This window comes from Mesorhizobium sp. M8A.F.Ca.ET.207.01.1.1, assembly GCF_004794715.1.
GTDB lineage: Bacteria > Pseudomonadota > Alphaproteobacteria > Rhizobiales > Rhizobiaceae > Mesorhizobium.
In genome coordinates, this window is sequence record NZ_SRUS01000001.1 from 222,676 (window position 1) to 241,180 (window position 18,505).

Below are 18,505 nucleotides of genomic sequence, written 5' to 3' on the forward strand. Positions count from 1 at the left end.
TCGAAGCGGCTTTGATACTCGCGATTCACAGCTAAAATTTTTCCGTGGAAAGAATCGCAATTGACTCGAATCGAGAGTTGCGAGTTTAGCGTTTCTCGAGGGAGAACAAAACAGGAAAGTGGAGCGATTGGCACCGGATTGCGGAGCCGTCGCGTTCGTTTCATCCTCGTGCCAGCGCATCGCCCCAGTCCAGCCGCCGCGCCACCTTGAAGGCGTCGCCGTCGCGTTTGGTGAAGAGCTTTTCGCCGGCGCTGCCGTCTGCTTCGCAGAGTTTCAGCGACACCTTGCCGGACCCTGACTTCGGCGGCGCGATCACCCGTGCGGCGCGGGAGACAGCCGGCTGGCGCGAAGCGGCGACATAGATGAATTTCTCGTCCTCCCATGGCACATCGGCGTCCTTGGCCAGCCGGTGCAGGCGCGAGCGGGCGACGCGGCGGGAAAAATGGCACCAGTCGGGCGGGTTGAGCGGGCAGGGCGCTTCGTGCGGACAAGGCGCCAGCACATGCGCGCCGGCGGCGATCAATTGCTGGCGCACCGCCAGAATTCGCTGCCAGCCCGCCGGCGTGCCCGGCTCGATAATCAGCACCGTGTCGGTCGTGAGGTGCCATAGCCGGTCGATCATTTTGGCCAGGGATGCTGGCACGATCTCGTCCAGCACATAGGCGCATGTGACGAGGTCCGCGGGCTGGAGGTCGGCAAGGTCTGTCGTGACATCGCCGGCCTGCCAGATGGTCCGGGCCGCGATCGCATCGGCGGCAAGTGTCTCGCCGATTTTGCGCACCGCGGCACTCGCCTCCAGCAACGTGGCCAGTTCCAGTTCAGGCCAGAGGTCGCTGGTGGCCCAAAGCATCGTACCAGGGCCGGCGCCGACATCGAGCAAGGTTTTCGGCGTGAAATCCGGCCGGGCTTCGGCGAGCGCATCGAGGCTGGCGCGGACCGCGGCATAGGTCGCCGGCAGCCGCGTCGCCAGATAGGCCCTGACCGCCATGTCCTGCGCCATGTGCAGGCGGCCGTCGCGCAGTTCGGCGCGGTAACGGTCGGAGAGCGTCTTTGCCGCCTGCTTCAGGTCCGGCAGCGGCACCTTTTCCAAAATGCGATCGACAGCCTGTCGAAGAGGGGCCGGCAACTCCACGCTATGCTCCTCGCGGCACGAGCAGGATGATCGAGGCACCTGCCACGCAGAGTGCCGCACCGCCAAGATCCCAGCGGTCGGGCCGCACGCCTTCCACCAGCCAGAGCCAGGCCAGCGAGGCTACGATGTAGATGCCGCCGTAAGCGGCATAGGCTCGCCCTGCTGCATTGGTGTCGACCAGTGCCAGGAGCCAGGCGAAGACAAGCAGCGAGACAAAGCCCGGCGCCAGCCACAAAGGCGATTTTTCCAGCCGCCACCAGGCCCATACCGAAAAACAGCCGGCGATCTCGGCCAGCGCTGCGGCGGCATAGAGGAGATAGGTCATGAAAAAGGCCTCGCGACGATTCACGAGGCCTTTTTCGGGGCAGGAGCCTGCAATGGCAAGCGCCAATAATGCGTTCTGCAGCGCCGTTCCTATTCCGCCACCTTGCGGCGCCGGGCCGGCTTGACGGGCTTCTCGACTGGAGCCGCCTCGCGGCGACCCATGTCGCGCATTTCCAGTGCCTTTTCGCATTTGGCCATGTAGTCGCGCGTCATCGGCAACGTGTCGTTCTTCTTGGTGATCTGGAACTGGAAAATCACCAGGTCCTGCCAACGGAAGGCAGCCTCCGAGGCGGCCAGATAGAACTCCCACATGCGGCAGAAGCGTTCGTCATAGATCGCCTTGGCCTTGTCGCGGTTGGCGGCGAAGCGCTGGCCCCAGTGCTTCAGCGTGTCGGCATAGTGGAGCCGCAGGATTTCGACGTCGGTGACCACGAGGCCGGACTTTTCGATCGCCGGCAGCACCTCGGACATCGCCGGAATATAGCCACCCGGGAAAATATACTTGCGGATGAAGGCGCTGGTCGCCCACGGCACGCCGGAGCGGCCGATCGTGTGCAGAAGCATGACACCATCAGGCTTCAGCAATGTTGCCGCCTTGTCGAAGAAGGTTCGGTAATGGTTGACGCCGACATGCTCGAACATGCCGACCGAGACGATGCGGTCGAAGCGTTCGTTGAGCTCGCGATAATCCTTCAGTTCAAAATGGACGTGGTTTTCCAGCCCTTGCGCATGCGCCCGGTCTGTGGCGACGCCATGCTGTTCGGTCGACAGCGTCACACCCTGCACGTCGACGTCGAAAGCCTTGGCGAGATATAGGCCGAGCCCGCCCCAGCCGGAGCCGATGTCGAGCACCGTCTGCCCTGCTTTCAGCCGGAGCTTGGCGGCGATATGGCGCTTCTTGGCTGCCTGCGCCTCTTCCAGCGTCATGTCCGGTTGCTCGAAATAGGCGCAGGAATACTGCATGTCCTCATCGAGGAAGAGCCGGTAGAGTTCACCTGACAGGTCGTAGTGCCGCTGCACGTTGCGGCGCGAGCGCGAGGCGGTGTTGATCTGTTGCAGGCGGCGGAAGGCGTGGCGCAGGCCCTCGATGGCTTTTGACCAGGTCGCGTCGATGCCGCCGCTGCCCATGTTCTGGAAGGCAATGCGCATCAGCCCAAGCACGCCGCCTTCAAGAATGTCCAACTCGCCGTCCATATAGGATTCAGGCACCGCCAGCATCGGATCGAAGGAGATGGCGCGCTCGGCATGGCGGGTCTTGATGTGCATATGCACCGGCTCGCCGCTGCCGTCGCCGAAGATGAATGTCGAACCCTTCGGCCCGGTTACCTTCAGATTGCCCGTGCGCACCAGGCGGTCGAGAACGCGCTTCAACAGAATATTCATGTCCAATGTCCCCTCACGGTCAGACAGGCTGTCCTACTCTGCATCAATATATAGGGTTTCGAAAAGTTCCTTTTGGCACAAAAATGCCCGGGCGAGAGGCCCGGGCATTGGTCCAGAATGGCTGGAGAGCGGTGGTCCGGGGACCTGTGCGATCAGGCGTTGTCTTCGCCGCCTTCGAACTCGGCATTCGGATCGAAGAAGTTTTCCGGCCGCGCATTGTCGTTGATGTCGTCGCCGTAAATGGCTTCGGCGGTGGTCAGCGTCTCGCCCTTGGCCTGGCGTTCGGCCTCGTCGGCCGTGCGGGCGATGTTGAGCGTGATGGTGACTTCGACTTCCGGATGCAGCGCGATCGCCACATTGGTGAGGCCGATGGTCTTGATCGGCTGGTTGAGCTGGATCTGGTTGCGGTTGACCGTGAAGCCCTCCGCGGTCAGCAGGTCGGCGATGTCGCGGGTCGACACCGAACCGTAGAGCTGGCCGGTCTCGCCGGCCGAACGCACCGCGATGAAGCTCTTGCCGTCAAGCTTTTCGGCGACCTGGGCCGCTTCCGACTTGCGTTCAAGGTTGCGGGCTTCGAGTTGGGCGCGCTGGCCCTCGAACTTCTTCTTGTTGGCTTCGTTGGCGCGCAGCGCCTTGCCCTGCGGCAGCAGGAAATTGCGGGCAAAACCGTCCTTGACCTTGACGGTATCGCCCATCTGGCCGAGGCGGGAAACGCGTTCGAGAAGAATGACGTCCATGGCTATGTTCCTTTTGGTTGGGCGTCCGTCCACGAGGCCGACGCCGAATTCTCTGGAACAGGTCAGGAAGCAAAGGGGCGTTGCCGCCGGTGTCGCTGTCCTGCCTGTCGCGGCAGTTAGAGGTTATTGACCTCAACTCGGGATTTGATGGCTAGCCGGTCATGCCCGTCATGGCCGGCGACAGGAACGGGCGGCGAACCGCCCGTTCGGAAGAATTAGCGAACCACGTAGGGCAGCAGGCCGAGGAAACGGGCACGCTTGATCGCCTTGGCGAGCTCGCGCTGCTTCTTCTGGCTGACGGCGGTGATGCGCGACGGCACGATCTTGCCGCGCTCGGAAATGTAGCGCTGCAGCAGGCGCACGTCCTTGTAGTCGATCTTCGGTGCGTTGGCGCCGGAGAACGGGCAGGTCTTGCGGCGGCGATGGAAAGGGCGCCGGGTCGGGATCTGATTGATGTCGACCATTATTCTGCACCCCCTTCAAAACCTTCGCGCGGACGGCGCGGACCACGGTCGCCGCCTTCGCGATCGCCGAACGAACGCGGGCCACGATCGCCGCGGTCGCCGAAGCTGCGCGCCGGACGATCGCCACGGTCGCGATCGCCGAAGCCACCGCGCTCGGAGCGCTCTTCGCGCTTCTGCATCATGGCCGAGGGGCCTTCCTCATGCGCCTCGACCTTGATGGTCAGGAAACGCAGCACGTCCTCGGACAGACCCATCTGGCGCTCCATCTCGTTGAGCGCTGCCGGCGGGCAGGTGAGGTCCATCAGCGTGTAGTATGCCTTCCGGTTCTTGTTGACCCGGTAGGTGAGGGACTTCAGTCCCCAGTTCTCGACCCGGCCGACGGACCCGCCATTTGCTGCGATGACGCCCTTGTACTGTTCGACAAGCGCATCGACCTGCTGCTGCGAGAGGTCCTGCCGGGCAAGAAACACATGTTCGTAAAGAGCCATTATGGTTCAGTGCCTTTCTTCGTTTCTCTCCCGGTTCCCGGCGGCAAAAGCCTCTGCAACTTCTCTGACCCGCATGTGCCTCGAAAGGCGCGGGAAGAAAGGAGCATGACGAGACGGTCGAGAGCGGAGACACGGGAGGCGGAAGCGCTTCTGGCTTCACACGAAGGTTCTCGAAAAAACCTCCGGCCCTCCGTTCAGCCCCCAGCTGGGACCGGCAGATTGGCGGCGTCTATATAGCAATCCACCGATAAGGCAAGGGCAAGCGGCGTCGCCGATGTCGCAACCACCAGAAAATCAAGCCGCGGCGCCAGCAAGGCCCGGCGATTTTCCCCGGCAACCGGACCTTAACCACAATGTCAGGTTGCGCAGGGTTGCCCTCCGCCGTCAACGGTCGATTCATTATGAAAGGTGCAAAAGCCCGGACAGCCGTGCATGACAAGCGGCAAGCATTTTCGGGGGTAAGGATGCTTCTCAACAGGTTCTGGCGCTCGAAGAGGGGCAATTTCGCGCTTCTCATGGGATTGGGGCTACCCGCCATTCTGTCGGCAGTGGCCTTCGCGACCGATGTCTCGACCATGATGCGGGCGAAGAGCAACCTGCAGAACGCGCTCGATGCGGCAAACCTTGCCTCCTCGCATCTTGGCGATCTCGACATGACCCGCACCGATGCTTTCGACCGCTATTTCCAGGCCAACATCGCTGGCCATGGCGAACTCGTCAACGCGCAGGCGACCCTGACCGTCGATAGGGGCGTCAATTTCATCAAGACCAAGGCGGTCGCCTCGGCCGACGTCAATCTGAACTTCGCTTTCCTGTTTGGCCAGAGCAAGCACATCGTGGTCGATGCCTCGGCGGCCGAGTCCAATAACCAGCTCGAAGTCGTGCTGGTTCTGGACAATACCGGCTCGATGGCTGGCGCCCGCATGACGGCTCTGAGGACGGCGACGAAGTCGTTGCTGGATACGCTCGAATCGACAAAGTCGCCGACGCGCCAGGTCCGTGCCTCGCTGGTTCCCTTCGTCACGGCCGTGAACGTCAATGGCGACGGGTTCGATCCGTCCTGGATCGACATGGACGGCAAATCCTCGACCAACGGTATCAATTTCCCCGTCATCGACGGCAAGCGCCCGAACCACATGGCCCTGTTCAGGCAGCTCAAGGACACCGGATGGGCCGAGCCCGGATGGAACGACACGGGATGGAAGGGCTGCGTGGAGGCGCGGGCCGGCGCCTACAACATTTCCGACACGCCGCCCGACCCGGCTAAGCCCGACACGCTGTTCGTTCCCTATTTTGCGCCGGATGATCCGGGAGATGCGCAGATGCCGTCCAGTTCCTATGGCAATGAGGCAAAATACTACAACAATTCCTATCTCAGCGACGCCAGCGACACGGTCAAGCTAGACAAACAGAAAGGGGACAACCGGCTCGGCATCGACTTCAGCGGCCTCGACAGCGATCCCGACAAAGCCACCAAGGAACAGGTTGCCAAATATGTGGCGCCGGCCAAGGAACTTATCACCGAGACAGGAACTCCCGTCACCGTTGGTCCCAACCGTTCCTGCCCGACCCCCGTCGTTCCCCTGACCGACGATTTCGACAAATTGCGTAAGGCGGCGAGCCAGATGACGGAATGGAACGGCTCCGGCACCAACGTCTCGGAGGGGCTGTCCTGGGGCATGCGGGTGCTCTCGCCCGGCGCGCCCTATACCGGCGGCGCGCCATTCAAGACGCCTGGCGTCAGCAAGATCGTACTCCTGCTCACCGACGGTGAGAACGTCGTCTACGGCGCCAGCCAGCAATCGACGAAGTCCGACTACACATCCTACGGCTATCTGGCGGGTGGCCGCTTCGGGTCGGACAATCAGACGACGGCGGCCCGCAATGTCGACGGCTGGACGAAGAGCGTCTGCACGCAGTTGAAGAACCAGGGCGTGCAGATTTACACGATGGTGCTGCAGTCCGACACCGCCGCCAACCGCACGCTTTACAGCGCCTGCGCTTCCGATCCGAGCGATTATTATGCCGTCAACGATCCGGCCAAGCTGCCGAATGTTTTTCAGCAGATCGCCAACAAGTTCTCGAAGCTGCAACTGACGAATTGAGCGCCCGATGCCGAGAGCGCGCGATACATCCGGGGGGGCCAGACCTCAACTCGTATGGGCGACAACCTTGTCGACCGTCTCGGGGAAGAAGTCGGGCGCGGCATGGCGCTTGCCGAACATCATGTCGTACTGGATCAGCCGGAAGTCGCGGATCGCCGGGTCGATCTCTTTCTGACGCGACCAGTCGGCCGTGGCCGCGCCGGCCGGCGTGAGCAGCAGGTTGCGGTCGACAACGCGATAGCGCTCCCGCATCTCGCCCAGGAAGCCGGTGTAGTAGGGGTGGGTGATGCCCGCGGCGGTGAGGATATGATAGGGCAGGAACGCAGGGCTCACCGTCCCCAGATTCTCGACCGGGCCCGAACGGTTCGACCAGATGATCAGCGGTGTCGCGTGATGTTCGAGAGCGGCCTCCGGCGTCGGTTCCTTGCGGGGCGCGACGTTGTCCTTCAGGAAGCCGGTCTCGACATAGACCGGCCCGAGCGGCGGCAGGTGGTCACCGAAAAAGGCGACAATCGTTGGCCGCTCGCGCGTCTTGGCCCATTCGATCAGCCGCTCGAGGCCGCGGTCCGCGTCGGCTGAACCCTCGGCGTAGGAGAGCAGCGAGTCACGCGCCCACTGGCTGATCGGCGCCTGCACCGAGTGGGTCGGGTTCGAATAACGGTTCGGCTCATACGGGCCATGGTTCTGCAGGCTGACCGCGAAGAAGAAGACGGGGTCGTCGCTGGCGTCGGCTTCGCGGATGATCTCGTCGGTCATCGCAGCGTCGGATGCCAGCGGTCCGCGCTTTTCCATGGGCGGCAGCGTTTCTTCCGATTTGAAGTCGTTGAAGCCGAAATCGGCATAGACGGCGCCGCGATTCCAGAACCAGTTGGTGCCTGGATGGATGGCGCGTGCCCTATAGCCTTCGCTCTTCAGGAAGGTCGCCATCGATGGCGTCGGGGTGCGTACATACTGCTGGTAGGGGATGCTGCCGGCCGGCAGGAAGGCGTTCGAGAACCCGGTCAGCGCTTCGAATTCGATATTGGCGGTCATGCCGCCGAATTCGGGCGAGAACATCGAGCCCGAGCGGAGCGACCGCACATTGGGGATCGGATCGGGCGTGATGGTGACGCCGGGCAGCTTGGTCGAATCCCAGAAGGATTCGCTCATGACGATGATGATGTCTGGCTTCTGGGCCGGCACCGAGGCGCTCACATCGGGCCTGTCGATCGCCGCGATTGCCTTGTCGGAATAGCCCGGCGGGGCAGAGACGTGCGCCATCGGCACGTTGAGCGCGAAGGCGAGCGCAAAGCCGTTGGAGGCGTAGTTTTCCTTCTGGTCCCACATGATCGGGATGATCTGCAGCCGGTCCCTGGTCCACGAGAAGGTGGCGTAGTCCATGATTGAGACGAAGAAGGCGAGCAGCGGCACCGCCAGCGTCAGCCGGGCGAGGCGGCCCTTGTGGCTGAGGGCTGGAACCTTGCGCCGCCAAAGCCGCCAGCCGTAGACGAGCAGGGACAGGCCGACCACGATGCCCGCGACCATGGTGAGCGCGGTCATTGGCCGCTCGCGCACCAGCAGCGGCAACAGCGCGAAGATCTGGCGGGCGTAAAGGAAGTCCGTCGGATAGAGCGGGTCACCGAGATAATGCGACTTCTGGTGGCCGACAAAGGCCAGCGATAGGGTCAGCGGCGCGACGATCATCAGGCTTTGATGACTGCGGCCGAGCACGGCATCGAGGCCGATCAGGACCAGCGCGAACACGACGATGGTGGTCCAGCCCGGCTTGAACGGCTGCAGGAAGAAGGAAACGGTGCCGGCGACATCACCGCGCACGATCAGTTCGATGGCGAACACCATGACGGCCGAGATCGCCAGGCTGATCAGCCCGTAGCGGACGACCGGCCATCTCCGGCCCGGCAGATAGCCGGTGGACGGATCGTCTTCCAGGAATTGCGGCGCGGCGTTGCCGGCACGTTTCGAACTCTTTGCCACTTTAACTTCCCACCCAAAGACAACCCACGTCATTCGATTGTCATATAATTGTCACGCAAAGCTAGCGCCTGTGACGGAAATAAGAAGAGCCAGCAAACGATTCGTGAGCGGTTTTCATCAGGTGTGATCGCCAAAAAGCCCTTTCGGAACAGGCACTCGCTCAAGGATACGGCCTTCGGCATGGGCTGAAGTGGCTTGACTTGGCGGCGTGCCTTGCGTCACAGGCAGGGAAAATTCGTAGTATCACGCAAGCAGAACCAGTCTGGGGAGCCCTCGCATGGCCGTCGCATTTACCTTTCCAGGACAGGGCAGCCAGGCTGTCGGCATGGGCAAGGATCTCGCCGATGCCTTTCCCGAAGCGCGCAGGGTCTTCCAGGAAGTCGATGATGCGCTCGGCGAAAACCTGTCGAAGCTGATCTGGGAAGGTCCCGAAGAGACCTTGACGCTGACGGCCAACGCGCAGCCGGCCCTGATGGCGGTATCGCTGGCGGCGATCAGGGCGCTGGAAGCGCGCGGTTTCTCGCTGAAGGACCAGGTCGCCTATGTCGCCGGCCATTCGCTGGGCGAATATTCGGCACTCGCCGCCGCCGGCTTCGTTTCCGTCGCCGATGCCGCTCGTCTGCTGCGCATTCGCGGTAACGCCATGCAGGCGGCGGTGCCGGCCGGCGAGGGCGCCATGGCGGCGATCATCGGGTTGGAGCAGGCCGATGTCGAAGATGCCTGCGCCGAGGCCGCTAAGGGCTCGATTTGCCAGATCGCCAACGACAATGGCGGCGGCCAGCTGGTCATCTCAGGTGCAAAGGTCGCGGTCGAGCTGGCAGCGAAACTGTGCACCGATAAGGGCGCCAAGCGTGCGCTGATGCTGCAGGTGTCGGCGCCCTTCCATTCGGCGCTGATGGCGCCGGCGGCCAACGTCATGCGCGAGGCGCTTGCCGGCGTGGCAAAGACCGCGCCAGTCGTTCCCGTCGTGTCCAACGTATCGGTGCAGCCGTCGACCGATCCCGACGAGATCGCCGGGCGCTTGGTCGAGCAGGTGACCGGTCGCGTGCGCTGGCGCGAAACGGTGGAATGGTTCGGCGCCAACGGCCTCACCACGCTTTACGAGATCGGTGCCGGCAAGGTGCTTTCGGGACTGGCTCGCCGCATCAACCGCGATATCGCCACCGCGTCCGTCTGTTCCTCGGCCGAGGTCGAGGCGGCACTTGCGGCGCTTGCATAAAGCGCCATTTGAGACCATCCCTATAAGGGGCGCCCTCTTCTCAACCTGGAGACAAAAATGTTCGAATTGACCGGCCGCAAGGCGCTTGTCACCGGCGCATCGGGGGGCATCGGCGAGGCGATCGCCAGGGTGCTGCATGCGCAGGGCGCGATCGTCGGCCTGCACGGCACGCGCGTCGAGAAACTGGAAACGCTGGCCTCCGAACTGGGCGATCGGGTCAAGCTGTTCCCGGCCAACCTGTCGAACCGTGACGAGGTCAAGGCACTCGGCCAGAAGGCGGAGGCCGATCTCGAGGGCGTCGATATCCTGGTCAACAATGCCGGCATCACCAAGGACGGCCTGTTCGTGCGCATGTCGGACGCCGACTGGGATACGGTGCTGGAGGTCAATCTCACCGCCGTTTTCCGGCTGACCCGTGAACTGACCCACCCGATGATGCGCCGCCGCCATGGCCGCATCATCAACATCACATCGGTGGTCGGCGTGACCGGCAATCCCGGCCAGGCGAACTACTGCGCCTCCAAGGCCGGCATGATCGGCTTGTCCAAATCGCTGGCGCAGGAAATCGCCACCCGCAACATCACCGTCAACTGCGTCGCTCCGGGCTTCATCGAATCGGCGATGACCGACAAGCTCAACGAGAAGCAGAAAGAGGCGATCATGGCGGCGATCCCGACGAAGCGCATGGGCACCAGTGCCGAAGTGGCGTCCGCCGTTGCTTATCTGGCTTCGAACGAGGCCGCCTACGTAACCGGGCAAACCATCCACGTGAATGGCGGCATGGCGATGATCTGAGCGAGCTCCGGCAGCAACATCGCCGCGCTGTGAAAACCCACCATTTCGGCTTGGACCTCGGCAATTTTTCGTGTAATGCGGCCCGCAACCCGGCGGTTCGGGCAAAAACCGGTCCGTGGCCGTTGCGTTTCCGGCAGGACCATCTTTCAGCTTGATTAGCGGCATTCCGCCCGCTAACGAAGACAGACAAACAAAAGACGAGGATGCCCCAAATGAGTGACACCGCAGAGCGCGTCAAGAAGATCGTCATCGAGCACCTTGGCGTCGATGCCGACAAAGTGACGGAGCAGGCGAGCTTCATCGATGATCTGGGCGCTGACAGCCTCGACACGGTTGAACTCGTCATGGCGTTCGAAGAAGAATTCGGCGTCGAGATCCCCGACGACGCAGCAGAGACCATTCTGACCGTTGGCGATGCGGTGAAGTACATCGACAAGGCTTCGGCCTGACGCTTTCCGCAGTCGTCACCGGGGAGGACCTGCGATGAGGCGTGTCGTCGTCACGGGCCTTGGCCTGGTTTCGCCGTTCGGCATGGGCTTCGAGCACGGCTGGAAGCAACTGCTGACCGGCCGCAGCGCTGCCAAGCGCGTCACCGAGTTCGAAGTGGACGATCTTGCCTGCAAGATCGCCCACGTCATTCCGCGTGGCGACGGCTCCAACGGTACGCTCAATCCCGAAGCCATTCTCGAGCCGAAGGAACTTCGCAAGATCGGCGACTTCATCCTGTACGGGATCGCGGCCGCCGATGAAGCGCTGAAGGATTCCGGCTGGCAGCCTTCCACCGAAGAAGAGCGTTGCGCCACCGGTGTGCTGATCGGCTCCGGCATCGGCGGTCTCGAGGGCATCGCCGAGAACGCGATCATCCTGAAGGAACGCGGCCCGCGCCGCATCAGCCCATTCTTCATTCCCGGAAACATCATCAATCTCGTGTCGGGCCAGGTTTCGATCCGGCACGGATTGAAAGGCCCCAACCACGCTGTCGTCACCGCTTGCTCGACCGGCGCGCACGCCATTGGCGACGCCGCCCGGCTGATCATCTTCGGCGATGCCGACATCATGCTGGCCGGCGGCGCCGAATCGCCGGTGACCCGACTTTCGCTCGCCGGCTTCGCGGCCTGCCGGGCACTCTCGACCGAGCGCAACGACACCCCGCAAACCGCCTCGCGGCCCTACGACCGCGACCGCGACGGCTTCGTCATGGGCGAGGGGGCCGGTGTCGTGGTTCTGGAAGAGCTCGAGCATGCCAAGGCGCGCGGCGCCAAGATCTACGCCGAGGTGACCGGCTACGGTCTGACCGGCGACGCCTATCACATCACCGCGCCGGCCGAAGATGGCGACGGAGCCTTCCGTTGCATGACCGCGGCGCTGAAGCGGGCAAAGCTTACGCCGGCCGATGTCGACTACATCAATGCGCACGGCACCTCGACCATGGCCGATACGATCGAACTCGGCGCTGTCGAGCGGCTGGTCGGCAATGCGGCTTCCAAGATTTCGATGTCGTCGACCAAGTCGTCGATCGGCCATTTGCTGGGCGCGGCCGGTGCCGCCGAAGCGATCTTTTCGATCCTCGCCATCCGTGACAATATCGCACCTGCGACCATCAACCTCGACAATCCCGAGCGCGAAACCGCGATCGACCTGGTGCCGAACAAGCCGCGCCCGCGCCAGATCGACGTGGCACTGTCCAATTCCTTCGGCTTCGGCGGCACCAACGCCTCGCTGGTCTTCCAGCGTTATAATGGCTGACCGAGCTGCCGGGCGGTGCTTTGGCGTGCCGTCAATTTTGCCATATTCGCCCCTACTCTGCCGCAGGGGATTCGTTGAGAGATCGAACGGTAGGGCGAAATGAACACAAATCCGTCAGGCAACGGAGAATTCGGGCAAAGGCCGGCGAATACCGGGCCGATCGTGCCGAAGACGGCAAGCGAGGCGCTGCGGCCGGAGGCTGGAACGCCGCCGCCGAAACGGTCGCGCGCTTCGCGCAGCCAGATCGTCGTGTTCATGAACTTCGTCATCTCCTCGGTGATGCTGATGGTTCTGGCGGCAGGCGTGGCCCTCTATTTCGGCAAGCAGGAGTTTACCGAACCCGGCCCTTCCGCCAATGGCGACACCTTCCTCGTCAAGCCCAACACCGGCGTCCAGGATATCGCCGACCAGCTTGAGCGCCGCGGACTGATCAGCGACGCCCGCGTGTTCCGCCTCGGCGTGCGTGCCTTCGGCAACGATTCCGCGCTCAAGGCCGGTGAATACGAGATCAAGCCCAGGGCGTCCATGCGCGAGATCATGGAGCTCCTGAAGAGTGGCAAGTCGGTGATGTACTCGCTGACTATTCCCGAAGGGCTGACGGTCGAGCAGGCTTTGCAGCGCATCGCCGACGAACCCGCCCTGAGCGGCGATATGCCGTCGAAGACGCCCCCCGAGGGTAGTCTTGCCACCGACACGCTGCGCTTCACGCGAGGCGCAACGCGCCAGCAGATGGTCGACAAGCTGCTCGCCGATCAGAAGAAACTGGTCGATGAGGTGTGGCAGCGGCGCGCGCCGGATCTGCCTCTGGCCAGCGTCGAGGACTTTGTCACCCTGGCCTCGATCGTCGAGAAGGAAACCGGCAAGGGCGATGAACGCTCACGCGTGGCCGCCGTCTTCCTGAACCGGTTGGCCAAGGGCATGCGCCTGCAGTCCGATCCGACCATCATCTACGGTCTGTTTGGCGGCAAGGGCAAGCCGGCGGACCGTCCGATCTACCAGTCCGACATCCAGAAGCAGACGCCTTACAACACCTATGTGATCAGCGGCTTGCCGCCGACACCCATCGCCAATCCCGGCCGCGCGGCCCTCGAAGCCGTGGCCAATCCGTCGAAGACCGACGATCTCTATTTCGTCGCCGACGGCACGGGCGGCCACGTCTTTGCCGCGACCCTGGACGAGCACAACGAAAACGTCGCCCGCTATCGCGCGCTGCAGAAGAAGCAGGCCGATGACGCAGCCAAGGCCGCCGCTGCCGCCGGTACCAGCGGCAGTGCCGACAAGCCTGCAGCAGACAAGCCAGCCGACGACAGCGATGCCAGCGGCGGCGACAATGGCGATGCCGGCGGTGATGCGGGCGCGGCCCAGTAATGTGAAGAAAGGCGTTGCCTGGAAGGCGGCGGCCTGACATTTGAGAGAACGCCAGGCGTCCGATTTCGACGCGTTCGCGGCGTAGTCATTTTAAGCCGCGCTTGCCCTACCGGAAAACCGGTTTCAGGGTGAGGCGCCAGGGATGTGCGGGCGACATGAATTTGCAGAGTATGACCGGTTTCGCGCGGGCCGTCGCCGAGCACGACGGCACCTCCATTGCCTGGGAAGTCAAATCCGTCAATGGCAAGAGCGTCGAGGTGCGACTGCGGCTGCCCCAAGGATTCGAGCGGCTGGAACCTGTGGTCAGGCAAACGCTGCAGAAGCGTTTCGCCCGCGGCAATTTCCAGGCGACGCTGACCATCGGCCGCGCCGCCGGCACGCAGGCGCAACCTATCGTCAACGAGGCGTTTCTGAAGGATCTTGCCGGCCTGGCCAAGCGGCTGCAGGAGCAGTTCGGCGTCGCGCCCGCGACGGCTGACGGATTGCTGTCGCTGCGTGGTGTGCTCGACGTACCTGAAACCATCGAGACCGAAGAGGCGCGGACCGCACTCGACGCCGCCATCATGGCCGCGCTCGACGTGGCGCTGAACGGCCTGGAACAGGCCAGGCACGGTGAGGGCGCAGCACTGGCCGTGCTTTTGTCCGGCCATGTCGATACTATCGAGACGCTGACCCTGCGCGCGGAAGCTGACCCGTCACGCGATGCGGCGGTGATCCGCGAACGCATCGCCGAGCAGGTCAGGCTGCTGATGGACGCATCCGCCAATCTGGATGCAAGCCGGCTGCACATGGAGGCGGCGTTCCTTGCCACCAAGGCCGATATTCGCGAAGAGATCGACCGGCTGAAAACGCATGTCGCGTCTGGCCGGGCCTTGCTTGAGGGCGGCGGCGCGGTCGGCCGCAAGCTCGATTTTCTGGCACAGGAATTTAACCGCGAATCAAATACGCTGTGCTCCAAGTCGAACGCCGCGACAGTCACAGCGATTGGGCTGGAGTTGAAGGCCGTGGTCGACCAGTTTCGTGAACAGGTCCAGAATCTGGAGTAGCCGATGGTTGCCAAGGAACCGATGGTTCCCAGGGATTTGGGGTCCCGCATCCGCCGCCGGGGGTTGATGCTCGTCCTGTCGTCTCCATCGGGGGCCGGCAAGTCGACGATCGCGCGCAACCTTCTGGAGAGCGATTCAAGCCTTGAACTGTCGGTCTCGGTTACCACAAGGCCGCGCCGGGGTTCGGAAATCGAGGGCGTTCACTACCACTTCCGCACGATGCGCGAATTCGAGCGGCTGCGCGATTCCGACGCGCTCCTCGAATGGGCGGAGGTGCACGGCAATTGCTACGCGACACCGCGCGAGCCGGCCGAACTGGCGCTGGCGCAGGGCCGCGACATGCTGTTCGACATTGACTGGCAGGGCGCTCAGCAGCTCAAGGAGAAGATGCGCGCTGACATCGTCTCGATCTTCATCCTGCCTCCGTCGATGAAAGAATTGAAGGCGCGGCTGAAGCGCCGCGCCGAGGACCAGGAAGCGGTGATCGAGACGCGGCTGAAGAACGCCCGCAACGAGATCGAGCACTGGAAGGAATATGACTTCGTCATAGTCAACGACGATCTCGACCGTGCCTTCGCCGAAGTGCGCGGCATCGTCGTTGCCGAGCGGCTGCGGCGCGACCGCCGGCCGGGTCTCTTCGATTTCGTGTCGGGATTGCTGGACGAGAAAACGGTGTGATCGCCCTTTCCTTCTTCCCGTCAACGGGGAGAAGGTGGCCCGAAGGACCGGATGAGGGCAGCGCCATACCTTCGCAACTTCGCACTGCCCTTCATCTGCCTGCCGGCATCGTCTCCCCGTGAACGGAGAGAGCGGAGTTAGACCGCATTGGTCAGCCGCACGAACTCCTCGACGCTGAGTGTTTCCGCCCTGCGCGTCGGGTCGATCCCCGCTCGTTCGAGCAAGGCCTCGCCGCCGAGGCTTTTCACGCTCTGCCGCAGCATCTTCCGGCGTTGGCCGAAGGCGGCTTCCGTGACTCGGCCGAGTTTCTTCACATCGGCGGGCAGGGGTGTCGTGCGCGGCTCCAGGTGCACCACCGAAGAGGTGACCTTGGGTGGCGGCGTGAAGGCCTGAGGCGGGACGTCGAAGGCGATCCTGGCCTGCGTGCGCCAGCCGGCGAGCACGCCCAGCCTGCCATAGGCATCGCTGTCGGGTGCCGCCACGATGCGCTGGGCGACCTCACGCTGGAACATCAGCGTCATCGAGGCGTAGTAGGGCGGCCAGTTTGGGACCGTCAGCCATCGGACCAGCAGTTCCGTGCCGATATTGTAAGGCAGGTTGGCCACGATCCGGACCGGACCGTGGTCGGCCTCCGAGGCGAGTGCCGCGAAGTCGGTCTTCAGCGCGTCGCCCGAAATCACCTCCAGCCGACCGGGGTAATGAGCGGAGACTTCGGCAAGCGCAGCCAGGCAGCGTTCGTCGCGCTCGATGGCAACGACCCGGCGGGCGCCGTTCGATAGCAGCGCCCTTGTCAGCCCTCCAGGCCCGGGCCCGACCTCGATCACCGTGGCATTTGCCAGGTCGCCGGCGCTGCGTGCGATCTTGCCGGTCAAATTGAGATCGAGCAGGAAGTTCTGGCCGAGAGCCTTTTTCGCCTGCAGCCCATGGCGCTCGATGACGTCGCGCAGTGGTGGCAGCCCATCGATGCTCATGCGCGAAGACCGGAAGCGGAAGCACTCATGCGGCGACGGCCTTCGCGTCGATGTCGGCGAGCTTCCTGGCGAGCTTCAGCGCCGCTATCAGGCTGTCCGGCCGCGCCACGCCCTTGCCGGCGATGTCGAAGGCGGTGCCGTGGTCGGGGGAGGTGCGGATGAAGGGCAGGCCCAGCGTGACGTTGACAGCTTCGTCGAAGGCCAGCGTCTTGGCCGGGATCAACGCCTGGTCGTGATACATGCACAGTGCGGCGTCGTAGCCTGCCCGCGCCCGGGCATGGAACAGCGTGTCGGCGGGCAAGGGCCCGAAAGCATCGATGCCTTCAGCGCGCAGGATGTCGACCGCTGGGCGCACGATATGCTCGTCTTCCATGCCCATGGAGCCGCCTTCGCCGGCATGCGGATTGAGGCCGGCAATGGCGAGCCGAGGCCTGGCGATGTCGAAGCGGCCGGCAAGGTCGGCCGCGGTGATGCGTGCGGTCGCGACGATCAATTCGGTGCTCAGGGCCTTCGGCACGTCGGCCAGGGCGATGTGGATGGTTACGGGAACCGTGCGTAAGTCCGGGCCTGCCAGCATCATCACCGGCATCGCCTCGACGCCGCTGTGCCGAGCCGCCAGATGCGCCAGATATTCGGTGTGGCCGGGAAAACGGAAGCCGGCATCATAGAGCGGCTTCTTGGCGATCGGGCAAGTCACCACGGCGGCCGCCTCGCCGGCAAGGCAGGCCTCGACCGCGCGGTCGATCGCTTCGATGGTGCCGGCTGCGTTGGCGGGGTCTGGCCGGCCGGGGCTGTCGATGAAGCGCTCCGTCAGGGGAACGATCGGCAAGGCGCGGCCAAAGACCTCGATCGCCTGCACCGGCGTCACTTCCTGGACAGGCAGCGAAACGCCAAGGTGGCGCGCGCGCGCCGCGACCACGGCCGGGTCGGCCAGAAGGTAGAAGGGGGGCAAGCCGACGGCGTCCCGCGCAAGGAAGGCGGCGATGGCGATTTCAGGGCCGATACCGGACGGATCGCCGACGCTCAACGCCAGCGCGGTCATCGCGCGGCCCACGTCAGCGCTTGACGATGCGGGCTTTAGCCTTCAGCTCGTCAACATATTTCTTGCTGAGATCGTCGGCGGCCTTGTCGTTGGAGCCTTCGCTCTGGAATACCATCTGTGCCGTCTTGTCGTCGGACACTTCGCGCGACGAGCAGATGCCGATGAATTCGACGCCGCGTTCGGTCTCGCGCGTGACGGTGGCGCCACCGACCTTGGTCGCCTTGATCTGCTCGGCCCAGTCCGGCGGTAGTTGCGGCGCCAGAATCCGGCCGAGGTCGCGAACGGTGACGTCGATCAGGCCCTTGGCGAACTCGCGTGTCGTGTTGCAGCCGTTGAAGCGGGCACGCATGGCATCGGCCTCGCGCTTGCGCTTGGCCAGTGTCGCGCTGCGTTCGGCCGCTGGCACGACGAAGATGACCTGCTGCAGCATGTATTCCATGGCGCTCGGCTTGGCGCCGCCCTTGTCAAGCATGCGCCGCACCGCGTCCTGTTCGGTCACGCTGCCACCTTCACCGGAGCGGTAACGCGCGCTCAAGGCTTGGTTCCATGCCATCTGGGCACGAATGAACTCCTTGAAATGGTCCTTGCTGACGCCGGATTTTTCCATGACGCCGTCGAGCTGGCCGAGCTGCATCTTGTTGTTGGTGGCAAAGCGCTGATAGGCGGCCTCAACCTGGGCATCGCTGATACGGATGCCAAGCCGTCTGGCCTCGGCGAGGCGCAGCGTCTGGTCGATCATTTCCTGGGCAGCGTCGCCCTTCTTGTGTTGCAGCTTCAGGAAGGCGGCACGATGGGCGATGTCACCACTGGTGATTGCTATGTCGTTGACGACGTATTTGATCTCGCTGGCGAAAGCCGGCGGCGTCATCACGGTCATCGACAGGGATGTCGCCGCCACAAGCAACGCGAACCCTGCTGAAAAGAGGTATTTCCTCATCGTTGGCATCCCAATTCTATTCCGGCTCCGCCCAATTCCGTCCCCTTCCGGATACGCGAATCCGTGCCAGCCCTATGCGGCGAAACGATGTCGCCG

At 63.5% G+C, this 18,505-nt stretch carries 18 protein-coding genes; 8 read left to right on the forward strand and 10 right to left on the reverse strand.

Translation table 11 applies throughout. From position 1 onward, the window contains the following. Window positions 1-160: 160 nt before the first annotated feature. The 6 genes from EN850_RS01055 to rpsF form a co-directional block, all read right to left on the reverse strand. Window positions 161-1,132, reverse strand: a complete 972-nt coding sequence (locus EN850_RS01055; protein ID WP_136090426.1) for a small ribosomal subunit Rsm22 family protein — start codon at window positions 1,130-1,132, stop codon at window positions 161-163. Between the two features lies 1 nt (window position 1,133). Then, the gene (locus EN850_RS01060; RefSeq protein ID WP_127280224.1) at window positions 1,134-1,457 is read right to left on the reverse strand and encodes a YnfA family protein; all 324 of its coding nucleotides are present in this window, start codon (window positions 1,455-1,457) and stop codon (window positions 1,134-1,136) included. Between the two features lie 89 nt (window positions 1,458-1,546). Next, complete coding sequence (locus EN850_RS01065; RefSeq protein WP_127280225.1) at window positions 1,547-2,839, reverse strand: cyclopropane-fatty-acyl-phospholipid synthase family protein; 1,293 nt, start codon at window positions 2,837-2,839, stop codon at window positions 1,547-1,549. Between the two features lie 152 nt (window positions 2,840-2,991). Next, window positions 2,992-3,576 carry a 50S ribosomal protein L9 gene (rplI, locus tag EN850_RS01070; RefSeq protein ID WP_127871428.1) on the reverse strand — a complete coding sequence of 195 codons (585 nt, stop codon included), beginning with the start codon at window positions 3,574-3,576 and terminating at the stop codon, window positions 2,992-2,994. Between the two features lie 215 nt (window positions 3,577-3,791). Continuing rightward, complete coding sequence (rpsR, locus tag EN850_RS01075; protein WP_006203718.1) at window positions 3,792-4,040, reverse strand: 30S ribosomal protein S18; 249 nt, start codon at window positions 4,038-4,040, stop codon at window positions 3,792-3,794. After that, window positions 4,040-4,528 carry a 30S ribosomal protein S6 gene (rpsF, locus tag EN850_RS01080; protein WP_027144123.1) on the reverse strand — a complete coding sequence of 163 codons (489 nt, stop codon included), beginning with the start codon at window positions 4,526-4,528 and terminating at the stop codon, window positions 4,040-4,042. The genes rpsR and rpsF overlap by 1 nt, the downstream gene beginning before the upstream one ends. 464 nt (window positions 4,529-4,992) lie before the next feature. Here rpsF and EN850_RS01085 point away from each other — a divergent pair, with 464 nt between their 5' ends. After that, window positions 4,993-6,633: a pilus assembly protein gene (locus tag EN850_RS01085; RefSeq protein ID WP_136090427.1), complete on the forward strand. Its 1,641-nt coding sequence runs from the start codon at window positions 4,993-4,995 to the stop codon at window positions 6,631-6,633. A 45-nt stretch (window positions 6,634-6,678) separates the two neighbouring features. Here EN850_RS01085 and EN850_RS01090 read toward each other — a convergent pair whose 3' ends face one another. After that, on the reverse strand, window positions 6,679-8,640 hold the full coding sequence (locus EN850_RS01090) for an LTA synthase family protein (RefSeq protein WP_136090428.1): 1,962 nt from the start codon (window positions 8,638-8,640) through the stop codon (window positions 6,679-6,681). A 244-nt stretch (window positions 8,641-8,884) separates the two neighbouring features. Between EN850_RS01090 and fabD the strand changes: the two genes are divergently transcribed. The 7 genes from fabD (at window position 8,885) to gmk (ending at window position 15,459) form a co-directional block, all read left to right on the forward strand. Next, window positions 8,885-9,826 carry an ACP S-malonyltransferase gene (gene fabD, locus EN850_RS01095; RefSeq protein WP_136090429.1) on the forward strand — a complete coding sequence of 314 codons (942 nt, stop codon included), beginning with the start codon at window positions 8,885-8,887 and terminating at the stop codon, window positions 9,824-9,826. A gap of 57 nt (window positions 9,827-9,883) precedes the next feature. Next, window positions 9,884-10,621 carry a 3-oxoacyl-[acyl-carrier-protein] reductase gene (gene fabG, locus EN850_RS01100; RefSeq protein WP_135915339.1) on the forward strand — a complete coding sequence of 246 codons (738 nt, stop codon included), beginning with the start codon at window positions 9,884-9,886 and terminating at the stop codon, window positions 10,619-10,621. Between the two features lie 212 nt (window positions 10,622-10,833). After that, window positions 10,834-11,070: an acyl carrier protein gene (locus tag EN850_RS01105; protein ID WP_006203723.1), complete on the forward strand. Its 237-nt coding sequence runs from the start codon at window positions 10,834-10,836 to the stop codon at window positions 11,068-11,070. 34 nt (window positions 11,071-11,104) lie between these two features. Next, a complete protein-coding gene (gene fabF / locus EN850_RS01110; protein WP_127871434.1) occupies window positions 11,105-12,367 on the forward strand; it encodes a beta-ketoacyl-ACP synthase II in 1,263 nt (420 codons plus the stop codon). Window positions 12,368-12,466: 99 nt separating this feature from the next. Continuing rightward, entirely contained in the window at window positions 12,467-13,735 is a 1,269-nt protein-coding gene (gene mltG, locus EN850_RS01115; protein WP_136090430.1) for an endolytic transglycosylase MltG, read from the forward strand. Window positions 13,736-13,890: 155 nt separating this feature from the next. Beyond that, a complete protein-coding gene (locus EN850_RS01120) occupies window positions 13,891-14,781 on the forward strand; it encodes a YicC/YloC family endoribonuclease (RefSeq protein ID WP_127276073.1) in 891 nt (296 codons plus the stop codon). 21 nt (window positions 14,782-14,802) lie between these two features. Beyond that, window positions 14,803-15,459: a guanylate kinase gene (gmk, locus tag EN850_RS01125; protein WP_027053294.1), complete on the forward strand. Its 657-nt coding sequence runs from the start codon at window positions 14,803-14,805 to the stop codon at window positions 15,457-15,459. Window positions 15,460-15,596: 137 nt separating this feature from the next. On the opposite strand, the gene rsmA is transcribed toward gmk, so the two are convergent. The 3 genes from rsmA to EN850_RS01140 are packed head-to-tail and all read right to left on the reverse strand — an operon-like array spanning window position 15,597 to window position 18,418. Further along, the gene (gene rsmA / locus EN850_RS01130; RefSeq protein WP_127276074.1) at window positions 15,597-16,430 is read right to left on the reverse strand and encodes a 16S rRNA (adenine(1518)-N(6)/adenine(1519)-N(6))-dimethyltransferase RsmA; all 834 of its coding nucleotides are present in this window, start codon (window positions 16,428-16,430) and stop codon (window positions 15,597-15,599) included. A 25-nt stretch (window positions 16,431-16,455) separates the two neighbouring features. Continuing rightward, complete coding sequence (gene pdxA / locus EN850_RS01135; RefSeq protein ID WP_189524064.1) at window positions 16,456-17,472, reverse strand: 4-hydroxythreonine-4-phosphate dehydrogenase PdxA; 1,017 nt, start codon at window positions 17,470-17,472, stop codon at window positions 16,456-16,458. Between the two features lie 13 nt (window positions 17,473-17,485). Then, a complete protein-coding gene (locus EN850_RS01140) occupies window positions 17,486-18,418 on the reverse strand; it encodes a peptidylprolyl isomerase (RefSeq protein ID WP_167531199.1) in 933 nt (310 codons plus the stop codon). Window positions 18,419-18,505: the final 87 nt, after the last annotated feature.